Genomic DNA, 20,508 nt, shown 5'->3' with positions numbered 1-20,508 from the left:
GAGTCACACCGATATCCGCCGCAGCGGGGTTATAAGAAATAAACTAGGATTGTATAAGATATACAGGCGAATTGTCTTGATTATTGCATGCCGGCAACTGAATTCGGTCAGGAATGGTTCCTGAGGTATTCCCGCGGGTCTAGCGGGTTGCCATTCAGGCGTATCTCGTAATGCAGATGCGGCCCGGTAGAACGGCCTGTGCTGCCTATGAGTGCCACTTTCTGGCCTTTGGTCACCCGTTCACCGGCTTTGACCAGCAATCTGGAGTTGTGCGCATAGCGCGTTTCCAGCCCGGAACCATGATCTATCTTCAATAAATTGCCGTAATCAGAAGTTTGTACGGCGGTGCTCACTATGCCGTCAGCCGCAGCGTAGACAGGTGTGCCGGAAGCCGCCGGGAAATCCAGCCCCTCATGAAAGGCGCGGTGGCCACTCAGCGGATCTATACGCCAGCCATAGCTGGAAGAGCTGTAAGCCGCATCGACCGGGCTGCTGTTAGGCAGCATTTCGCGCAGCACACTCTTTAACAATAACTTAGCCTCTATCTTGCCCTGGTACTCATCACGGAAATCAAGATCAGCCGACATCTGCTCTATGGTGGCTTTCAGGTCTTCTTCAGACAGCGGCGCATCTTTCACCAACGGCCCGCCCTGGCCTATGACTTCATTGACAGAAGTACGCTCATTGATAGGCTCGGCACTGGTTTTGATGCCTGCCAGTTTGGATAAACGCTGATTTTGCGCATCCAGGCGCAGGATACGCGCCTGTAACTCGCCGATTTGCTTGGCATAGGCATCCAGGTGACTTTGTGTGGAAAGCATGGCGCCTCTTAAATGCGGCGGTAAAATCGCTTTCACACCCTGGGTCTTGATGACTTGTTGCGGGGTGATGAACAGCAAAGTCAACACCACAGGCACCAGTATCAGGGCCAGGACCACGCCCAGGCTTTCAAAGATACCCAGCGTTTTCGGCTTGGCCATTTTTTCTGAAACAATAATGATATTAATCATGCCACGAACTCTCGCTTTTAACCGATTGCCCACAGGAGTAGCCCGTGAGAATAACCGGTGTAGTACAATATTCAAGCACTCTGCGGACAACCACGCATTTTAGACAACCACGAATTTTAAACACGCACTACCAAAAACCCACGCATGTTAAAAATCAATCGGATCTTCACACAACATCAAGAACTCAAGCCGTTATTAGACGAAGCTTACGATCGTCAACAATTACAGCAAATGTGGTCTGCGGTTGCCCCGGAACTTTCAAAACTTTCCCAGGTGCTGGCGGTAGAAAACGGCATACTCACCGTAGCCGCGCAATCAGGCGCAGTCGCCAGCAAAATCCGGCTACTAGAAACCGGACTGATACAAAGAATCCGGGATTTTTGCCAAAATTCCCAGAAAATCAAAGGGTTAAACCTTAGCTCAATAAAGGTCAAAGTGCAAGTAAAATCTAGGCCAAAACCCAGGCAGAAACGTATCCAATCACCTTCAGACCAAGCGTTGAACACGCTGCAAGCCTGCGCTGACCAGATCGAAAACCCGGCACTTGAAGCAGCTTTACGCCATTTTATCGACCGCCAGCGCGATTCATGACCCTGCCTTTTCCCCGCGATTAAAAGGCTTGCCGCAGTGGCATCTTGCGGCGCCTGACACGCCCTGCGCACTCTACTTGTGCGCATTCTTTAAATAGTGCAATAATGCACCACCCTGTTACACTTTATTTACAACTGATCATTTACCTGAAGGATACGCAGCCCAGCATTCACGATTCAACTTTTACAACTTGAGTAACAGGTATCAAGTAGTCATTACGTTCAACGCAGTTTCACCAGGAACAGGAGAACACATGTCAGTCGCATTAATGTTGGCCATAGGCGCAGCAGTTTTAGCGGTACTTTATGGCGTAGTAATGAGTAAGTGGATTTCGGGTTTACCTGCAGGCAACGCCCGCATGCAAGAGATTGCAGGGGCGATTCAACAAGGCGCGGCCGCCTATCTGGCCAGGCAATACAAAACCATTGCCCTGGTCGGCATCATTCTGGCTGTTCTCATAGGACTTTTTCTTGGCTTATACACCGCCATAGGCTTTGTCGTCGGCGCCGTGCTGTCTGGTGCCTGCGGCTTTATCGGTATGAACGTGTCGGTAAAAGCCAATGTACGCACCGCGCAGGCAGCGACCAATGGCATAGGCGCGGCTCTGGATGTCGCCTTCAAGGGCGGTGCCATTACCGGCATGCTGGTGGTCGGGCTGGGCTTGCTAGGGGTGACCGGCTTCTATATTTTTCTGGGTGCTGAACAGGCCACCGATCTGAACCCGCTGATAGGCCTGGCGTTCGGTTCATCACTGATCTCGATTTTCGCGCGTCTGGGTGGCGGCATCTTCACCAAAGGCGCCGATGTAGGGGCTGACCTGGTAGGCAAGGTCGAAGCTGGCATTCCTGAAGATGACCCGCGCAACCCGGCGGTGATCGCCGACAATGTAGGCGATAACGTCGGCGACTGTGCCGGCATGGCTGCCGACCTGTTTGAGACCTATGCGGTGACCCTGATCGCCACCATGGTGTTAGGCGGCCTGATGGCGGCTGAAGCCGGGGCCAATGGCGTGCTTTACCCATTGTTGCTGGGCGCCGTGTCTATCGTTGCCTCTATTATCGGCTGTTTCTTTGTCAAAGCCTCGCCCGGCATGAAGAACGTGATGCCTGCGCTCTATAAAGGACTGGCTGTCGCCGGGGTGCTGTCGCTGATCGCATTTTACTTTGTCACGCAATATGCCTTTCCGCAAGGCTACACGCACGGCGAAGTGACGGTTACCAGCCAGGCATTGTTTGGGGCCTGTGCCGTCGGGCTGGTACTGACCGCCGCACTGGTATGGATCACCGAATACTACACCGGCACCGATTACGCCCCGGTCAAACATGTGGCACAAGCCTCCACCACCGGCCATGCCACCAATATCATCGCCGGCATAGGCGTGTCCATGAAATCTACTGCGCTGCCGGTGCTTTCTGTATGTGCGGCTATTTATGTCTCGTTTCACCTGGCCGGCCTGTATGGTATCGCCATTGCCGCCATGTCCATGCTGAGTATGGCAGGCATAGTCGTGGCACTGGATGCATATGGCCCGATCACAGACAACGCCGGTGGCATTGCCGAAATGGCGGAATTGCCCAGCAGCGTGCGTGACGTCACCGACCCGTTAGACGCCGTCGGCAACACCACTAAAGCGGTGACCAAAGGCTATGCGATCGGCTCTGCCGGCCTGGCCTCGCTGGTGCTGTTTGCCGATTACACGCACAAGCTGGAAAGTGCAGGCATCACCGCCAGTTTTGACCTGAGCGACCCCAAAGTCATCATAGGCCTGTTTATCGGCGGCCTGATCCCTTTTCTGTTTGCGGCGATGGCGATGGAAGCGGTCGGCCGTGCTGCAGGCAGTGTGGTGGAAGAAGTACGCCGCCAGTTCCGCGAGATCAAAGGCCTTATGGAAGGCACAGCCAAGCCGGAATACGGCAAGGCGGTTGACCTGCTGACCACGGCGGCGATCAAGGAAATGATGATCCCTTCATTACTGCCGGTGGCGGCGCCTATACTGGTTGGCTTATGCCTGGGCCCGGTGGCACTCGGTGGCCTGCTGATGGGCACCATAGTCACCGGCCTGTTTGTGGCGATCTCCATGTGTACCGGCGGTGGTGCCTGGGATAATGCCAAAAAGTATATTGAAGATGGTCATCATGGTGGCAAAGGCTCGGATGCGCATAAAGCGGCAGTCACCGGCGATACTGTAGGTGACCCATACAAAGACACCGCAGGCCCGGCTGTTAACCCTTTGATCAAGATCATCAATATTGTGGCGCTATTGATAGTGCCGCTATTGCATTAAAAATACACTGCGCAAAAACAAAAAAGTCGGCCTGGGCCGACTTTTTTTTATACTGCATGTGCCGCTAAAGTTGAGCAGACAGGGATCAGAAGGCAGGTTTCACTTCTAAAGCGTTGTAACGCGCAACGCCATCCATGATTTCCGCATGCGCCTCATCCACACCGGCCCAGCCCTCGATCTTCACCCATTTGCCTTTGTCCAGATCTTTGTAATGCTCAAAGAAGTGGGCGATCATGTCCAGACGCCATGGGGAAACATCACTCAATGTTTTCTGGTAAGCGTAAAGACCGCATACTTTTTCGATAGGCACTGCCAGCACTTTGGCATCGCCACCGGCTTCGTCAGTCATTTTCAGCATGCCTAAGGCACGGCAACGTACAACCACACCAGGCAACAATGGTACTGGCGTGATCACCAGCACATCCACTGGGTCTCCATCATCACCCAGCGTGTGCGGAATATAGCCGTAGTTACACGGGTATTGCATGGAAGTACCCATAAAGCGGTCCACAAACAGTGCACCACTTTCTTTGTCTACTTCGTACTTGACCGGGTCGCCATTGGCTGGGATCTCAATAATGACGTTAAAATCGTTCGGCAAGTCTTTGCCGCTTGCTACCAAATTCAAAGACATCTTTTCAAACCTATTTCACGAAAAGCCGCCATTATAGGCGATTAACATAAACCTTTGTTTGCAAACCGCATTATTTTTGATCCTGCGCAGATTCCACTGCATCCCGGCATGCCTGTCGCACTGCAACCGGGGTGAATTTCAGCGCCAGGTAGAGCAATAAGGGGATGATCACCAGCTCATCCAGCTGCCCTATCACCGGGATAAAGTCGGGGATCAGGTCAAACGGCAACACCAGATAGCCTAGTGCCAGCCACAACAGTATTTTTGCAACCTTGGGTGTGAGCGCATGTTGCTGTAGCGCACGGTAAAACGCGACTTCCTGTTTGAAGCGGCTGGCCAGTGTCGCCAATTGTGCGCGTAAACCCATATTATTTCAGTGATGCCGGCGCTGGGTTCGCACTAGTCGACCTGCAAAGTGCGGCCGGTCAATTTGGCAAACGCTTCCATATATTTGGCTGAGGTGCGTTGCGCTATCTCGGCAGGCAAAGCAGGACCAGGGGCGGTTTTATTCCAGTCGCAGGTTTCCAGCCAGTCCCGCACATATTGCTTGTCGTAGCTGGGAGGATTGGCACCCACCTGATACTGATCTGCAGGCCAGAAGCGGGAGGAATCAGGAGTGAGTACTTCATCCATCACATGTAATACACCTTGCGCATCGACACCGAACTCGAATTTGGTATCGGCGATGATGATGCCTTTGGTCAGTGCATATTCTGCCGCTTTGGTGTAAAGCGCGATGGCGGCTTTTTCCACTTGCGCGGTCAAGTCTTTACCGATCAGCGCTTCGACCTCGGCGATGCTGATATTTTCATCATGCTCGCCTACGGCGGCCTTGCTGGAAGGGGTGAATAATGGAGCAGGCAGTTTTTGCGCCAGTTGCAGACCAGCCGGTAAGGCGATATCGCATACCGTGCCTTTGGCCTGGTATTCTTTCCAGCCACTGCCGACCAGGTAGCCGCGCACTATGGCTTCCAGCGGCAAAGCCTTCAGTCTTTTAACCACCACGGCACGGCCTTTGACTTGCTCCACTTCATCGGCGGCAACCACAGATTCAGGCGCGATACCAGTCAGGTGGTTGGGCACCACATCGGCCAGCTGTTCAAACCAGAAGTTAGCCATTTGCGTCAGCATAGCGCCTTTGTGCGGTATGCCGGTAGGCAGGATCACATCAAAGGCACTCAGGCGATCGGTACTCACCAGCAACATGGTGTGGTCGTCGATAGCATAAATATCGCGCACCTTGCCTTGATGCAATCTCTTCAGGCTTTTAATCGAGGTTTCCAGCAAAGGCGCACGCATAATATCTACCGCAAAGTAAAAAGCGATATTATAAATGCGCTACCCTGTTGCGGGCGAACAATTTAGCAGTCATGGCACTGCATGCACAGTCGGCCTAAGCGGCTACGGCTTCCTGTGACGGCTGATGGCTGACGGCCAGCTGGGCATGCGCGACATATTGCGACAGGCGTAACAGGTTGCAGGTATAACCATATTCGTTGTCATACCAGCCTATCAGTTTCACAAACGTGGCGTCCAGCATGATGCCGGCGCTGGCGTCAAACACACTGGCGGCCGGATAACCGCGGAAGTCACTGGACACCACCTGCTCTTCGGTATAACCCAACACGCCTTTCAGATCACGTTCAGAGGCATATTTCATGGCGGCGCAGATCTCGGCATAAGAGGTCTCCTCCAGCAGTTCCACAGTCAGATCCACCACAGACACATCCGCCGAAGGGATACGCATCGCCATGCCGGTCAGTTTTTTGTTCAATGCCGGAATGACTTTACCTACCGCTTTGGCCGCGCCGGTGCTGGAAGGAATGATGTTTTCAAACACACCGCGTCCACCGCGCCAGTCTTTTTTCGAGGTGCCATCCACGGTTTTCTGGGTAGCCGTGGCGGCATGTATGGTGGTCATCAATCCACGCTTGACCCCAAAATGGTCATGCAGCACTTTGACGATTGGCGCCAGGCCATTGGTGGTGCAGGAAGCGGCAGAAACAATATTTTCGCCACGGTAATCATGGTGGTTCACACCATACACATACATAGGGGTGTCATCTTTGCCCGGTGCAGACTGCACCACGATACGCGCGCCACCGGCAATGTGCGCGGCGCAGGATTCCTGCGTCAGGAATACGCCGGTACACTCGATCACCACATCGACATGATGTGCTTTCCAGTCTATATGCGCGGGATCGGTATGCGCCGTCAGACGTATCCTTTTACCATCCACCACCAGAAAATCGCCCTCTAAGTGTGCATCATAAGCCAGCCTGCCGTGCACAGAATCGTATTTAAGCATATACAACATATGCTCGGGCTCTTCGATACCGTTGATGGCAACGATGTCCAGTTCTGCGAACTCTGCCTGATTTAATGCGGCTCGCAGCACCATGCGCCCTATCCTGCCAAACCCGTTAATGCCTACTCGAATAGCCATGTTGGTCTCTTTCACTGTTGAATGCTTATTTGTAAGCAATTTTAATGCTAATTTACATCCTGAAGGTTAGACAGCCGGTTTACGCTTCAATAGAATAGGGTGTGACAAGCACTTCCCGTTGTAAATTTCAGCAACCTTGTTGGATATTTTGTGGACATTGCAGAACAATTACTGAATGGCATTTTGGACACATTGCCACTGCAGATCGCAGTGATCGATGAGACCAGCAGTATCATCTACGTGAATCAGGCATGGCGTGCATTCGGCTTGTTCTACGGTCTGGAGATCAATACCGACTGGTTCGGCATCGCCTATCTGGATATCTGCCGTGCCAATGAAGACACCAACCTGCCGCCATTGGTGAAAGGCATAGAAAATGTATTAAGTGGCAGATCAGGTCACTTTAGCATGGACTATCTGTGTCACACGCCGACCAAACAGCCCACCTGGCTCACCCTGAGTCTGCAACCCATGCAGACTGCACTGGCAGATAACAAGTTATTCCTGCTGTCGCTGACCAATATCACGCATCACAAACAGGTTGAAGATCGTATCTCTGCCCTGACCCACACCGACCCGCTGACCGGCCTGGCCAATCGCCGCCGTCTGGAACAATTCATGCGCGATGAATGGTCACGCGCCATCAGGCATCAATCCAGCCTAAGCGTGATGATGATAGATGCAGACCATTTTAAACAGCTGAACGACAGCATGGGGCATGCCGCCGGGGATGAATGCCTGCGCAAGCTGGCCGGGATTTTAAAACGCTACAGCAACCGGCCTGGCGACATGGCTGCGCGTTATGGCGGTGAGGAGTTTGTGCTGATACTGGGTCAGACCACGCAGCAGGAGGCGATCAAGATCGCCGAACGCATACGGCAGAAAGTCATGGAGCTGGATATACGCTTCGCCGGGCACAGGTTGATGACCATCAGCATAGGCATTGCTTCGCTGGGCATGCACCAGTCTACCAGCCACAAAGAACAGCATGCGCGCAACCAGTCATTGAATTTCAGTGAGGACGGCGACCTGCTGATCGAACAGGCAGACAAGGCGCTTTACGTGGCCAAAAAACAAGGCCGGAACCGGGTCGAAGTCTACGACAAACACCACCGGCTCACTGTACCGCTCACTTTTTAGCTGACTGCCGTTGTTAACAGCCGTGACCGGCTGCACAAGCCGGCAGGGTATACACTTGATTAACCGGCCCGCTGTTCCAGGATAGCCACTGCCGGCAAAGTCTTGCCTTCCAGAAACTCGAGGAAAGCGCCACCCGCGGTAGAGATATACGAGACCTTGTCATAGATATCATATTTTTGAATGGCAGCGATGGTGTCACCGCCACCCGCCAGCGTAAACGCCTTGGTTTCGGCAATGGCATTGGCGATGGTCCTGGTGCCGTCGCCAAACTGGTCAAATTCAAACACGCCTACCGGCCCGTTCCACACCACTGTGCCAGCCTGCATGATGATCTCAACCAGCTCGGCAGCTGATTTTTCGCCTATATCAAAGATCATGTCATCGGCCGCCACCTCGCTGGCTGGCTTTTTAACCGCTGGCTCGTCCGCGTCAAACTGCTTGCCTACCACCACATCTTTGGCGATAGGCACACAGGCGCCGCGCGCCGCCATTTTCTCCATCAGCTTGCGTGCGGTATCCACCAGATCGTCCTCACACAATGACTTACCCACTTCATGGCCATCGGCCTTGAGAAAGGTATTGGCAATACCGCCGCCCACCACTAACTGATCCACTTTATCGGCCAGGCTTTCCAGCACGGTCAGCTTGGTCGAGACCTTGGAGCCGCCGACGATAGCCACGAATGGCCTGGCAGGTGCCAGCAAGGCCTTGCTCAAGGCATCCAGCTCGTCGGTGAGCAGGATACCGGCACAGGCCACTGGTGCGAATTTGGCGATACCGTGAGTAGAGGCTTCTGCACGGTGCGCGGTGCCAAATGCATCCATGACGAATACATCGCACAGCGCGGCATATTTTTTTGCCAGCTCGTCATGGTTTTTCTTTTCGCCGACATTGAAGCGACAGTTTTCCAGCAAGATCAGCTCGCCTTCGCCAGTGCCCAGGCTGTCAGCCGGCGCATTCGGCGCCAGCCAGTTTTTCACCAGGCGCACTGGTTGGCCCAGCAACTTGCTCATCACATCAGCCACCGGCTTCAGGGAGTTTTCTTCTGAATACACGCCCTCTTCGGGACGCCCCAGATGCGAAGTCACCATGACTTTAGCGCCCGCTTTCAAGGCAAACTCTATGGTCGGCATGCTGGCCACGATACGTGCGTCGCTGGTCACGACACCATCTTTCACCGGCACATTCAGATCGGCACGGATAAATACACGCTTGCCACGCAAGTCGAGGTCAGTCATTTTAATGAATTTCATACACGTACTCCGAGCGATATACCGCTTAAAAAGAAATCAGAATGGAATGTAAAAACGGGGCCATCAGCCCCGTCTCATTAAGCAATATGCTGCACCAGACGCAACAGGTTGCAGGTATAACCGTATTCGTTATCGTACCAGCCTATCACTTTGACAAAGGTCGGGTCCAGCATCAGGCCGGCATCGGCATCAAACACGCTGGCTGCCGGGCTACTGCGGAAATCGGTAGAAACCACTTTGTCGGCAGTGTAATCCAGCACACCTTTCAATGCGCCGGTGGAAGCCTGTTTCATCGCCTCGCAGATCGCTTCGTAAGTCGTTTCCTTGCTGAGCTCTACCGTGAGGTCGACTACGGACACATCAGCAGAGGGCACGCGCATGGACATACCCGTCAATTTCTTGTTCAGTGCCGGGATGACTTTACCCACCGCCTTGGCGGCGCCAGTGCTGGAAGGAATAATGTTTTCAAACACGCTACGGCCGCCGCGCCAGTCTTTCTTGGAAGTACCGTCTACCGTCAGCTGAGAGGCTGTCGCCGCATGGATAGTGGTCATCAGGCCACGCTTGACGCCAAAGTTGTCATGCAGCACTTTGGCAAGCGGCGCCAGGCCGTTGGTGGTGCACGAAGCCGCCGAAATGATAGACTGGCCTGCATAATCCTCATGGTTCACGCCATACACAAACATAGGAGTGTCATCTTTACCCGGGGCAGATTGCACCACTTTTCTGGCGCCGCGGTTCAGGTGTGGCTGACAGCTTTCTTCAGTCAGGAAAGCCCCGGTAGATTCGACGATGACTTCTGCCCCGCCCTTGCTCCAGTCTATATTGCTGGGGTCGCGTTCGGCGGTCAGGTATATGCGTTTGCCATTGACGACCAGATCACCGTTATCGGCTTCTACACTGCCCTGAAAACGGCCATGCACCGAATCATACTTGAGCATGTACATCATATATTCGATGTCATACGAGCTATTGATGGCTACCACTTCAATATCATTGAACTCGGCTTCTTGAACGGCTGCGCGCAGCACCATACGACCAATACGTCCGAATCCGTTAATTCCCAACTTGACAGCCATATTTCTCCCCAGCGAATACAATAGAACTAAAACTCAGCATTTTAACCTAAACCTCATATACTGGACAGTTTGTAAGTGGTTGATTTGATAAGCCACATCGCGCCGGAATATGCCTGCGTTTGCTTTTGGCTGTTTACCCACCTTTTAAAGAGAGATTTTTAGTATGTCAGACAAGATAATTCTTGCGGGAGGCTGTTTCTGGGGCATGCAGGATCTGATCCGCCAGCTGCCAGGCGTGACCAGCACGCGCGTCGGCTATACCGGCGGCGATGTGCCTAACGCCACTTACCGCAACCATGGCGACCATGCCGAGGCGATGGAGATCGAATTCGATGCTGAGCGCATCAGTTTGAGGCAGTTGCTGGTGTTTTTTTTCAAGATTCACGACCCCACTACCCTGAACCGCCAGGGTAACGACCTCGGGCCGTCATACCGTTCTGCCATTTTCTACCTGGATGCCAGCCAGAAACACGTGGCCGAACAATTGATCAGCGAAATGAATGACTCTGGCATCTGGCCAGGCAAAGTAGTGACCGAAATCACGCCTGCCAGTGATTTCTGGGTGGCCGAGGCGGAGCATCAGGACTATCTGTTACGCTACCCTGAAGGCTATACCTGTCACCGTATCCGGCCGGAATGGATAATGCCGCGCGATCTGGCACTAGCAGTTTGATGTTTGTTGGAGCGGGCTAGTCGTTAGCGGGTTAGTCATTACCCAGGCTAGGCAATGGCGTAGTCAAGGGTTTGCGCGTCTTGCCGCCATAGCGCTTGGCCGGATGTCGCAAAAAAGTGGAGAGCTCATTCAGCGCCAACTGGTAAACCTCACGCTTGAACTCGATCACATCCGCCAGTGGCACCCAGTACTCACTCCAGCGCCAGGCATCGAATTCAGGGTGCTCGGTGGCGCGCAATGACACATCCGAATCGCGGCCTATCAAGCGCAGCAGGAACCAGATCTGCTTCTGGCCTTTGTAGCTGCCGCGCCACTCGCGCTTGATCCAGCTGGTGGGCACTTCATAGCGTAACCAGTCACGGGTACGCCCCAGGATCTTCACATGGTCGGGTCTAAGGCCAACTTCTTCCATCAACTCGCGATACATGGCCTGCTCGGGAGTTTCACCATATTTGATGCCTCCTTGAGGAAATTGCCATGCATGCTCTTTGATACGTTTTCCCCAAAACACCTGATTGTGGGTATTACATAAAATAATCCCCACGTTAGGACGGTACCCATCACGATCTAACATAAAAACTGCCTTGAATATTTACTGCAATTTTTTCACACTTTACAGTTTAATGAAAGGATATCCATGACGACCTGCCCGAAAACAACAACGGGCAATAAAAAAGCTCACCTCAGGTGAGCTTTTAGATAACTGCTGCTGATCAGGATCTCCTGCGGCGCAGTGCCAGCGCACCCATAATGGACAAGCCTGCAAACACCATGCCTGAGCTATGCGCTTCAGGCACTGCCGTCACCGCAAGACTCACCAAAGTATAGTCAGTCTGGTTGTTGCAGTGATGGCAAGAATGCTTGGCCACACCGGGGGCGGCACCGAACTCTATGCTGGTCACAGCACGTGTGCCAAACGGGTCAGTCAACTGCCAGGCACCGGTACCGCCATTCACCGCCCCACTACCTAGCGACAATACTGAGCTCGCACCACCCGGACCTGTCCAGCTCGCAGTATGTATCCCGGTCGCTGTCAGATAATAGGTGTCTGAACCACCATCAGAAAAATTCACCAGAAACTTGGCTACTTCCTGCACATCGTTGTATTCAGGGCCATCAAACAGCAAACCCACTGTGATCGTCGAAAAAATCACTGCTTTTGAAAATGTCCCGGTCAGCTTTTCTCCAACATCTATCTCGCCAGCTGTCCTGCCGCCAGAAATACCTACACCGGTCATACCATCCTGTGTTTTTTTCTCGAAGGCACGACTACCCTCGAATGTAGCTATGGTGCCATCCGAGAAAGTCTGACTATAACTTGATTGCCCATTCACAAAGTCGGTGCCAAGCACAGTACTTGTGGTTAACGCATATGCAGATTGCGTTGCAGCTAAAAACGATAATGCGAGCATGCATTTAAAGCTTATGTCCAATAAACTTCTCATCGTAGTTCTCCTTAGTTGAGGGCTTTTCCCCACAATCATTGTAGGGAGATTTATGCATTTATATGTGTGCCAGCATACATAACCCTGTTAAAAACCCTTTTTTTTCATACATTTACAAAACAAGCGTGTGATTTGTTGCTTACAAACAAAATTTTCTGCACACTCTGCTGTCAACCTGATTCAATTCAAATCGTTTTCCAGCCATGCACCTAGTTTTAAACACTCCCGCCCCAGTAGAAAACACCTATCACCACAGATTTAAATTCTGGCGACTCAGCCTGAGCATGTTGCTGGCGCTGACCTGGTGTGTGCATTCAGTGGCGGGCAATCTTGCCTACATCACCAATCAGGGCAGCGACAGCGTCTCGGTGCTGGATATAGCGAGCAAACAGGTCACGCACACCATAACGGTGGGCAAGGCGCCGGTCGGCGTGGCGATCGCCAGCAAACAGCAGCGCGTTTATATCAGCAACGCCAATAGCCAGACCGTTTCTGTCATCAACAGCCGCAGCCAGCAAACCATACAAGAGATACCAGTCAAGATTCAGGCAGTGGGCATCACGCTCAGCCGCGACGAGAAAACGCTGTTTGTGGCGGATTGGGGTGGCGCGCAGGTGATTGCGGTCGATACTGCGCACCCGGAAAGACAAAAAGCCTTTAAGGCAGGCAAAACGCCATCCGGCATGCTGGTCAGCGCAGACAATAAAAAACTGTTCATCGCCAACCGCGATAGTGATGATGTGACCATAGTAGACACGCGCACGCTGCAGACCATCGCCCAGATCAAGGTAGGCATACACCCGTTCGCCCTGACACTCAGCCCGGATGGCAAAACGGTTTTTGTCGTCAATGTCGTCAGCAACAGCCTGACCCTGCTTGATACCGAGTCATACCACACCAGCACCATCAAAACCGGGCAGCACCCGTATGGGGTGGCTGTCAGCCCGGACGGCCGCTGGGCCTATGTCAGCAACAACCATGCGGAAAGCGTCTCGGTGATAGAGATCGCCACCGGCAAGACAGTCAAGACCATAGAAGTCGGCGAGTTTCCCGAGGGCATCGCCTATGACAAAGCGACCAAGCAAGTGATCGTCGCCAACTGGGGGTCGGATACCGTTTCTATCATTGATGCAAACAGCAACACGGTAACCAATACCATCGCCAGCCCCAAACTCTGCCGGTCGTTCGGGCAATTTATTCTTGAAGCAAGGTAATACAACCATGTTGCTCCACTCCCCTTTTTTAGTTTTTTCACAGGATCACCCATGAACTAGTCGCAAAGAGTCGTTTTTTTAGGTAAAGTCACGGGTTATTTTAAAACTCAAAAGACTGATTACTTTTAAGCTTTAAAACATCTGTAAATATCAGGAGATTGAAATGAAAAAAATATTTGGCATCATTGCCGTTTCTTTATTGCCATTGATTCCATTAACGGCAGCTGCACACGGTGCCGCGGCATTGCGCTTTGAAAAAACAGTCACCATCAAGGCACCGGCAGCAAAAGTCTGGGCTCTGGTAAAAGACTTTGGCAATGTACAAGCCTGGCATGCCGGCGTTGAGTCTACAAAAGTAGAACAGAAAAAAGACGAAAACGGTGATGACACGACTTACCGCACCGTCAAACTGAAAAACGGCGGCACCATGTACGAAAAACTGCGCTCCATCGACGATGCTGGCATGCGCCTGAAATATGAGTACATCCTGGATAAAAGCACATTGCAACTGTCAAACTTTTACCCGACTGTTTCTGTGACTGCCAAAGGCAACGAAACTGTGGTCACGGTCAAAGGCAGCTACACCCGTGCCGATTCTTCCAATATCCCTAAACCGGAACAAAACGATGATGCCGCCACCAAAGCCATCAACGACTTTTTTGATCCAGGTCTGGAAAGCCTGAAAAAGGTAGCCGAATCGGGAAAGTGATCAACCAGGGTTCTGGAAAAACCGCGCAAGGCAACAGTAAACCCTGGTGGAAGTTCTGGTAAGTCTTACGTCGTAATAGTCAAGTTTTTGCAAATGCAGTCCAGGCCAAAAGTCTGACACTGTCACAAATAAAGGGATTGTGTACCACACAATCCCTTTTTTGCAGGCTGGCCGGGCAGATAGCCAGCCAATACCCTGACAAAAAAAATCACTTCTGCTGCAAAAACTGACCAATACTGTCATTTGTGGCAAATCAACTATCCCGCCCCTTACCTTTCAGACTTGCTTATCAAATCGTTGAAATAAGGCATAAAACCTGGTTAATTCTTTTTTATCAACAAGTTACAGATCATTTTTTTCAGATGGCACACCTATTGCTTATAGGTTCTCGAACACTGTTAGAAAAGCAGTGACTAAAACAGAAGCTGTTCACTTTAAACTTTGACTCTGAAGGAAACATGATGAAAAAACACGTACAACAAGGTTTTACCCTGATTGAATTGATGATCGTAGTAGCCATTATTGGTATTTTGGCTTCTGTAGCGATCCCGGCTTATCAGGACTACACTCGCGAAGCTGCAGATAATGCATGTTTGTCTGAAGCCAGCTCATACTCTAAAGCTGCTTTAGCGGCACTTACTTTGCAGAGACCAGTACCAACTCACGCTGGCCCTGCTTGTGAAGTCATTGCCACACCTACTGAGCCTAATGGCGAATTTACACCTGTTCCAGCACGTCCAGGCGTGGTTGGCTCAGTGATCACTTGCAACATGGGCACTGGCTCTTGCACTCGTACAGTTCCATAAGCTTAAATCAGCTTAATGATTGAATAATTTAAGCCCTGCACTGCAGGGCTTAAATTTTAGCAGGCAGCAAAATCACTTAACGCTGAATAGATTCAACATTCTTAACACATTTGCAATCTGTAAAGGCAACTGAGAATGCACAAACACAATGGATTTACCCTGATCGAATTGATGATCGTAGTGGCCATTATTGGCATTCTGGCCTCTATCGCGATTCCAGCCTATCAAGGCTACACCCAAGAAGCCGCCAACAATGCTTGCATGTCAGAAGCCAATGACTATGCCAGACGAGCGTATGCCGACATTCAGCTAAACAAAGCTGCCGCGGATATCCCCGCACCTGTGGCAAGCGCCTGCAGCGCCATCAATAATGGGGCGCCAGTGGTGACTATGACCAGCTTTGCTTCTACCGCCAGATTGCCTGGCAACGCCACCATCACTTGCGACCTGAATGCAGGCACGCCTTGTAGCATCACCGCGCTGGCACCTTAAAACCTTAGTTCTGGCGCTGACCTCTGCGCAGTCCCGCAAACCATCGGTTCAGTCCGCGCTCACTGCTATACTGCAGACCTGTTCAACCTGAGCCAGGATACCCATGCTAGAAAACATCGTCGTCAACCATCAAGCAAATGCCTCCGCAACCGTCATCTGGATGCACGGCCTGGGCGCCGACGGCCATGACTTTGAACCTGTGGTGCAGATGCTGGATCTGCCGCATATCCGCTTTATCCTGCCCCATGCCCCCTACCGCCCGGTGACTTTGAATAATGGCTACCAGATGCGGGCATGGTATGACATTTTTGGGCTGCAGCCTGACAGTGCTCAAGATGAAGCCGGCATTCAGGCCATGCAGCAAACCATCAACGGTTTGATAGACAGTGAGATAGCCAAAGGCATACCCAGCCAGCGGATCTTATTGGCAGGATTCTCCCAGGGTGGCGCGATGGCACTGTATACGGCGACACGATATAGCCAGCCGCTGGCGGGCGTACTGGCACTTTCCACCTATTTACCGTTAAAAAACAAGCTGGTCAGCGAGCAGCATGCGGCCAATCGGCAACTGCCTATCTGGATGGCGCATGGCAACGCCGACAGCGTGATCGCCCTCTCTACCGCCCAGGCGTCCAGAGAGGCATTGCAAGCTGCCGGTTACCCGCTGCAATGGCAGGAGTACGATATGCCACATAGCGTGTGCGAGCAGGAGATTGCCGATATCCGTCGTTTTCTGTTACAGGTATTGCCTGCCTGATTACTGACAAACGCTTGAGATTAATCCCGCAAGCCTGGTGAGTTTTGTTAAAATGGCAGGCGTTTTAACAGGCTGACCTTCATGAGTGTTCCAAAAAAATCTCCCGCCGCGGCAACTGATACGCAAAGTTTTGCGCAGCGCCTCGCGTCGCTGGAGACCATAGTCAGAAACATGGAATCTGGCGAGCTGCCTCTGGAAGCCGCGCTGACTGCTTACGCTGAAGGCATGCAACTGCTGCAAGCCTGTCAGGGCGCTTTGCAGCAGGCCGAGCAGACCGTGGTCATGCTGAACCAGCAACAGCAATTAGTCCCTTTTGACCCTGAGTGAGTCGCCTGAACCTTCACTTTTCGTCATGACCACTACATCCATATTATTCGAGCAATGGGCGACCGTGCACCAGCAACGGGCTGAACAGGCGCTGGCCAGCGCCCTGCCAGCGGCAGACACGCCACCGCAAAGATTGCATGCCGCCATGCGCTATGCCGTGCTCGGTGGTGGCAAACGTGTGCGCGCACTACTGAGTTATGCCGCAGCCGAGCTGGTCGGCGCGCCAGCCAGTGCGGCTGATGCAGCCGCAGTAGCGGTAGAACTGATACACGCATTCTCACTGGTACACGACGATATGCCGTGTATGGATGACGATGATCTACGCCGTGGCAAACCCAGCTGCCATAAGCAATATGGCGATGCCACCGCCCTGCTGGTCGGCGATGCACTGCAATCACTGGCATTTCAATGCATCGCAGATACCCAAGCACCGCAGGCATTGACCCAGGTGCAGATACTGGCACAGGCCACCGGCTCACGCGGCATGTGTGGCGGGCAGGATATCGATCTGCAAAGCACAGGTCAGTTGCTCACGCGTGACGCTCTTGAAACCATGCATCAGTATAAGACAGGGGCACTGATACGCGCCGCTGCCTTGCTGGGGGCTTATGCCGCCGGACACACTCAAGCGCAGCATATACAGCTGCTCAATCAATACAGCCAGAATATGGGCCTGGCTTTCCAGGTGGTGGATGACATTCTCGATGCGACTGCAGATACGCACACCCTGGGCAAAACCGCCGGCAAAGACGCCTTGCAGGAAAAATCGACTTACGTCAGCCTGCTGGGTATAGACGAGGCAAAAACACTGGTGAAGACCTTGTACACGCAAAGTTTGCAATCACTGGACGGATTCGGTCCACAGGCGGACGCACTGCGCGGGATCGCCAGATTTATTTGTGAGCGCCCTTTCTGATCATGACCTCCCTGTTGTCCCGTATAGACTCTCCAACTGATTTGCGCACGCTAGACCGCTCGCAGCTAAAAGCGTTGGCTGGCGAGTTACGGGCCTTCCTGATTCAAAGTGTGTCGCAAACCGGCGGCCACCTGGCCTCTAACCTGGGCGTGGTAGAGCTGACGATCGCATTGCATTACGTTTATCAAACGCCGGACGACCGTGTGGTATGGGATGTGGGTCACCAAACCTACCCGCACAAGATACTGACCGGCCGCCGCGAACTGATGGCCTCTTTGCGCAAGGCAGGCGGCATCGCCGGCTTTCCCAAACGTGATGAAAGCGCCTACGACACATTTGGTACCGGCCATTCCAGCACCTCTATCTCAGCAGCACTGGGTATGGCGGTCGCCGCCAAAGCTTTGGGCACCAATCGCCGCAGTGTCGCCATTATCGGCGACGGCGCCATGACTGCCGGCATGGCGTTTGAAGCGCTGAACAATGCCGGTGATATGGACACCAATCTGCTGGTGATCCTCAATGATAACGACATGAGTATCTCCAACAATGTCGGTGCGCTGAATAACTACCTGGCACGCCTGATGTCCGGCAAGCTGTATGACAGTGTGCGCCGCAGCGGCAAAAAAGTGCTGGATATCATACCGCCAGTCAAGGAATTCGCCCGCCGCGCCGAAGAGCATGCCAAAGGCATGGTCACCCCCGGCACCCTGTTTGAAGAATTCGGTTTTAATTACATAGGCCCTATCGATGGTCACGATATCGATACGCTGGTTGATACCTTAAGCAACATCCGCCAATTGCAGGGCCCGCAGTTTTTGCATGTGGTCACGCAAAAAGGCAAAGGCTATACCCCGGCTGAGGACAACCCGAACAAATATCATGGCGTCAGCAAGTTCGACCCGCAAAATGGCCATTGCCTGACGCTCAGCGAGCGCCCTACCTATACCCAGATCTTTGGCGACTGGCTGGTGGACATGGCGGCGGCCGATAGCCGACTGGTAGGCATCACGCCAGCCATGTGTGATGGCTCCGGGCTTAACCGTTTTGCAGAGGCTTACCCGCAACGCTATTTTGATGTCGGCATCGCCGAGCAGCATGCACTGACTTTTGCCGCCGGCATGGCCTGTGATGGCCTGAAGCCAGTGGTTGCCATTTACTCGACCTTTTTGCAACGCGCTTATGATCAACTGATACACGATATCGCCCTGCAAGACCTGGATGTACTGCTGGCGGTTGACCGCGCCGGGCTGGTAGGCGCCGACGGCCCCACCCATGCCGGCAGTTTTGACCTGAGCTTTTTGCGCTGCATCCCCAATATTGTGATCATGGCGCCCAGCGACGAGAACGAATGCCGCCAGATGCTCACTACCGGCTATCACTACAAAGGCCTGGCCGCAGTGCGTTATCCGCGTGGCAGCGGCATAGGGGCAGCTACATCGGCTACGCTGGAAGCACTGGAGATAGGCAAGGCCCAATTGCTACGCCAGGGCAAGAAAGTGGCTATCCTGGCGTTTGGCAGCATGGTGCAGCCAGCCCTGCAAGCAGCGGAGTCACTGGATGCGACTGTGGTCAACATGCGTTTTATCAAACCATTAGATACAGCCATGCTACTTGAAATATCCCGCAGTCATGACTATATAGTGACTATAGAAGAAAACGCGATCATGGGTGGCGCCGGTGCGGCGGTGATGGAATGCCTGCAAGCGCACCAGATCGTGAAGCCGGTTGTTTGTCTGGGGCTACCTGACCGTTTTATCGAGCATGGCTCACACGAAACTATGCTGGCCGAATGTGGTCTAGACAAATCCGGCATTTGTTCAGCTATTGAGAAATTGATAGCTGAGTAGTATATTCAACCATTTATCAAATCGCGGGCAACTCCCGCTTTGGAACCCTGATGAATCAACCCGTAATCCCTGCAGTGATTGAAGACGTACAAAATACTCCTGACGTGCGCCGGCTGGACATTAACAAAGTCGGTATCAAGTCTATCCGTCACCCGGTCATTGTCAAAGATAAAACCGGCGGCGAGCAGCACACCGTGGCGGTGTTTGATATGTATGTGCATTTGCCGCACAACTTCAAAGGCACGCACATGTCGCGCTTTGTTGAGATACTCAACACCAATGAAAGCGCCATCTCCATAGACTCGTTTGAAACCATACTGCGCCAGATGGTAGAGCGCCTGGAAGCTGAATCCGGCTATGTGGAGATGCGTTTCCCCTATTTCATCAATAAGGCAGCGCCTGTATCCGGCGTTAAAAGCCTGCTGGATTACGAAGTCACCTTTATCGGCGAGATCAAGAATGGTCAGTTCGAGATCACGGTGCAGGTCATGGTGCCGGTCACCAGCCTGTGCCCATGCAGCAAACAGATTTCGAACTATGGCGCGCACAACCAGCGTTCGCATGTGACTGTGACCGCGTTGCTGAATGAGTTCATGTGGCTGGAAGATCTGATCACCCTGATTGAAGACCAGGCTTCTTGCCAGCTATATGGCTTGCTGAAACGCCCGGACGAGAAATTTGTAACTGAGCGCGCTTATGACAACCCAAAATTCGTGGAAGACATGGTGCGCGATGTGGCAGCACAATTGAATGTAGAACAACGCATCGTGAAATACGTGGTGGAATCAGAGAACTTTGAGAGCATACACAACCACAGCGCCTACGCACTGATTGAGCGTGATAAACGTATCAGCTGATGCTTTTGATCTGCCAATAAAAAACAGC

General features: G+C 52.6%; 22 protein-coding genes. 13 read left to right on the top strand and 9 right to left on the bottom strand.

Translation table 11 applies throughout. From position 1 onward, the window contains the following. Positions 1-107: 107 nt before the first annotated feature. The gene (locus ACT6RZ_RS07085; protein WP_379056895.1) at positions 108-1,010 is read right to left on the bottom strand and encodes a M23 family metallopeptidase; all 903 of its coding nucleotides are present in this window, start codon (positions 1,008-1,010) and stop codon (positions 108-110) included. A 144-nt stretch (positions 1,011-1,154) separates the two neighbouring features. Here ACT6RZ_RS07085 and ACT6RZ_RS07080 point away from each other — a divergent pair, with 144 nt between their 5' ends. Beyond that, entirely contained in the window at positions 1,155-1,601 is a 447-nt protein-coding gene (locus tag ACT6RZ_RS07080) for a DciA family protein (RefSeq protein ID WP_444701428.1), read from the top strand. 253 nt (positions 1,602-1,854) lie between these two features. Then, the gene (locus tag ACT6RZ_RS07075) at positions 1,855-3,885 is read left to right on the top strand and encodes a sodium-translocating pyrophosphatase (protein ID WP_444701427.1); all 2,031 of its coding nucleotides are present in this window, start codon (positions 1,855-1,857) and stop codon (positions 3,883-3,885) included. 85 nt (positions 3,886-3,970) lie between these two features. On the opposite strand, the gene ppa is transcribed toward ACT6RZ_RS07075, so the two are convergent. From ppa to gap (ACT6RZ_RS07055), 4 genes are all read right to left on the bottom strand, one after another. Continuing rightward, a complete protein-coding gene (gene ppa, locus ACT6RZ_RS07070; RefSeq protein WP_379056899.1) occupies positions 3,971-4,519 on the bottom strand; it encodes an inorganic diphosphatase in 549 nt (182 codons plus the stop codon). A 70-nt stretch (positions 4,520-4,589) separates the two neighbouring features. Next, a complete protein-coding gene (locus tag ACT6RZ_RS07065) occupies positions 4,590-4,886 on the bottom strand; it encodes a YkvA family protein (protein WP_444701426.1) in 297 nt (98 codons plus the stop codon). A gap of 32 nt (positions 4,887-4,918) precedes the next feature. Continuing rightward, on the bottom strand, positions 4,919-5,818 hold the full coding sequence (locus ACT6RZ_RS07060) for a phosphoribosylaminoimidazolesuccinocarboxamide synthase (RefSeq protein ID WP_444701425.1): 900 nt from the start codon (positions 5,816-5,818) through the stop codon (positions 4,919-4,921). 94 nt (positions 5,819-5,912) lie between these two features. Next, entirely contained in the window at positions 5,913-6,965 is a 1,053-nt protein-coding gene (gene gap, locus ACT6RZ_RS07055) for a type I glyceraldehyde-3-phosphate dehydrogenase (RefSeq protein ID WP_444701423.1), read from the bottom strand. Between the two features lie 150 nt (positions 6,966-7,115). Here gap (ACT6RZ_RS07055) and ACT6RZ_RS07050 point away from each other — a divergent pair, with 150 nt between their 5' ends. After that, complete coding sequence (locus ACT6RZ_RS07050) at positions 7,116-8,105, top strand: diguanylate cyclase (protein WP_444701422.1); 990 nt, start codon at positions 7,116-7,118, stop codon at positions 8,103-8,105. 59 nt (positions 8,106-8,164) lie between these two features. Here the strand turns inward: ACT6RZ_RS07050 and ACT6RZ_RS07045 are convergent, their stop codons facing one another. Continuing rightward, entirely contained in the window at positions 8,165-9,358 is a 1,194-nt protein-coding gene (locus tag ACT6RZ_RS07045) for a phosphoglycerate kinase (protein ID WP_444701421.1), read from the bottom strand. 77 nt (positions 9,359-9,435) lie between these two features. Continuing rightward, on the bottom strand, positions 9,436-10,437 hold the full coding sequence (gap, locus tag ACT6RZ_RS07040) for a type I glyceraldehyde-3-phosphate dehydrogenase (protein WP_444701420.1): 1,002 nt from the start codon (positions 10,435-10,437) through the stop codon (positions 9,436-9,438). A gap of 163 nt (positions 10,438-10,600) precedes the next feature. Between gap (ACT6RZ_RS07040) and msrA the strand changes: the two genes are divergently transcribed. After that, positions 10,601-11,110 (top strand): peptide-methionine (S)-S-oxide reductase MsrA, encoded by a 510-nt coding sequence (gene msrA / locus ACT6RZ_RS07035; RefSeq protein ID WP_444701419.1) that lies wholly within the window; start codon positions 10,601-10,603, stop codon positions 11,108-11,110. Between the two features lie 31 nt (positions 11,111-11,141). On the opposite strand, the gene ACT6RZ_RS07030 is transcribed toward msrA, so the two are convergent. Next, positions 11,142-11,684 carry an RNA pyrophosphohydrolase gene (locus ACT6RZ_RS07030; RefSeq protein ID WP_379056907.1) on the bottom strand — a complete coding sequence of 181 codons (543 nt, stop codon included), beginning with the start codon at positions 11,682-11,684 and terminating at the stop codon, positions 11,142-11,144. A 139-nt stretch (positions 11,685-11,823) separates the two neighbouring features. Continuing rightward, positions 11,824-12,555 (bottom strand): hypothetical protein, encoded by a 732-nt coding sequence (locus tag ACT6RZ_RS07025; protein WP_444701418.1) that lies wholly within the window; start codon positions 12,553-12,555, stop codon positions 11,824-11,826. 203 nt (positions 12,556-12,758) lie between these two features. Between ACT6RZ_RS07025 and ACT6RZ_RS07020 the strand changes: the two genes are divergently transcribed. The 9 genes from ACT6RZ_RS07020 (at position 12,759) to folE2 (ending at position 20,480) form a co-directional block, all read left to right on the top strand. Continuing rightward, positions 12,759-13,769: a beta-propeller fold lactonase family protein gene (locus ACT6RZ_RS07020; protein WP_444701417.1), complete on the top strand. Its 1,011-nt coding sequence runs from the start codon at positions 12,759-12,761 to the stop codon at positions 13,767-13,769. A gap of 163 nt (positions 13,770-13,932) precedes the next feature. Then, positions 13,933-14,478, top strand: coding sequence for an SRPBCC family protein (locus ACT6RZ_RS07015; RefSeq protein WP_444701416.1), 546 nt, complete (start codon positions 13,933-13,935; stop codon positions 14,476-14,478). Positions 14,479-14,939: 461 nt separating this feature from the next. Then, positions 14,940-15,284 (top strand): pilin, encoded by a 345-nt coding sequence (locus ACT6RZ_RS07010; RefSeq protein ID WP_444701415.1) that lies wholly within the window; start codon positions 14,940-14,942, stop codon positions 15,282-15,284. 135 nt (positions 15,285-15,419) lie between these two features. Beyond that, positions 15,420-15,776 carry a pilin gene (locus tag ACT6RZ_RS07005; RefSeq protein WP_444701414.1) on the top strand — a complete coding sequence of 119 codons (357 nt, stop codon included), beginning with the start codon at positions 15,420-15,422 and terminating at the stop codon, positions 15,774-15,776. 103 nt (positions 15,777-15,879) lie between these two features. Then, positions 15,880-16,533, top strand: a complete 654-nt coding sequence (locus tag ACT6RZ_RS07000) for an alpha/beta hydrolase (protein WP_444701413.1) — start codon at positions 15,880-15,882, stop codon at positions 16,531-16,533. 81 nt (positions 16,534-16,614) lie between these two features. Next, positions 16,615-16,860, top strand: a complete 246-nt coding sequence (gene xseB, locus ACT6RZ_RS06995; RefSeq protein WP_444701412.1) for an exodeoxyribonuclease VII small subunit — start codon at positions 16,615-16,617, stop codon at positions 16,858-16,860. Positions 16,861-16,885: 25 nt separating this feature from the next. Beyond that, entirely contained in the window at positions 16,886-17,776 is an 891-nt protein-coding gene (locus ACT6RZ_RS06990; protein WP_444701411.1) for a polyprenyl synthetase family protein, read from the top strand. A 2-nt stretch (positions 17,777-17,778) separates the two neighbouring features. Next, positions 17,779-19,623 carry a 1-deoxy-D-xylulose-5-phosphate synthase gene (dxs, locus tag ACT6RZ_RS06985; protein WP_444701410.1) on the top strand — a complete coding sequence of 615 codons (1,845 nt, stop codon included), beginning with the start codon at positions 17,779-17,781 and terminating at the stop codon, positions 19,621-19,623. A gap of 50 nt (positions 19,624-19,673) precedes the next feature. Next, on the top strand, positions 19,674-20,480 hold the full coding sequence (gene folE2, locus ACT6RZ_RS06980; RefSeq protein WP_444701409.1) for a GTP cyclohydrolase FolE2: 807 nt from the start codon (positions 19,674-19,676) through the stop codon (positions 20,478-20,480). Positions 20,481-20,508: the final 28 nt, after the last annotated feature.

Origin of the sequence: Methylophilus sp. (assembly GCF_052437885.1) — a bacterium.
Classification (GTDB): domain Bacteria; phylum Pseudomonadota; class Gammaproteobacteria; order Burkholderiales; family Methylophilaceae; genus Methylophilus.
This window is presented reverse-complemented; position numbering and strand designations above follow the sequence as displayed.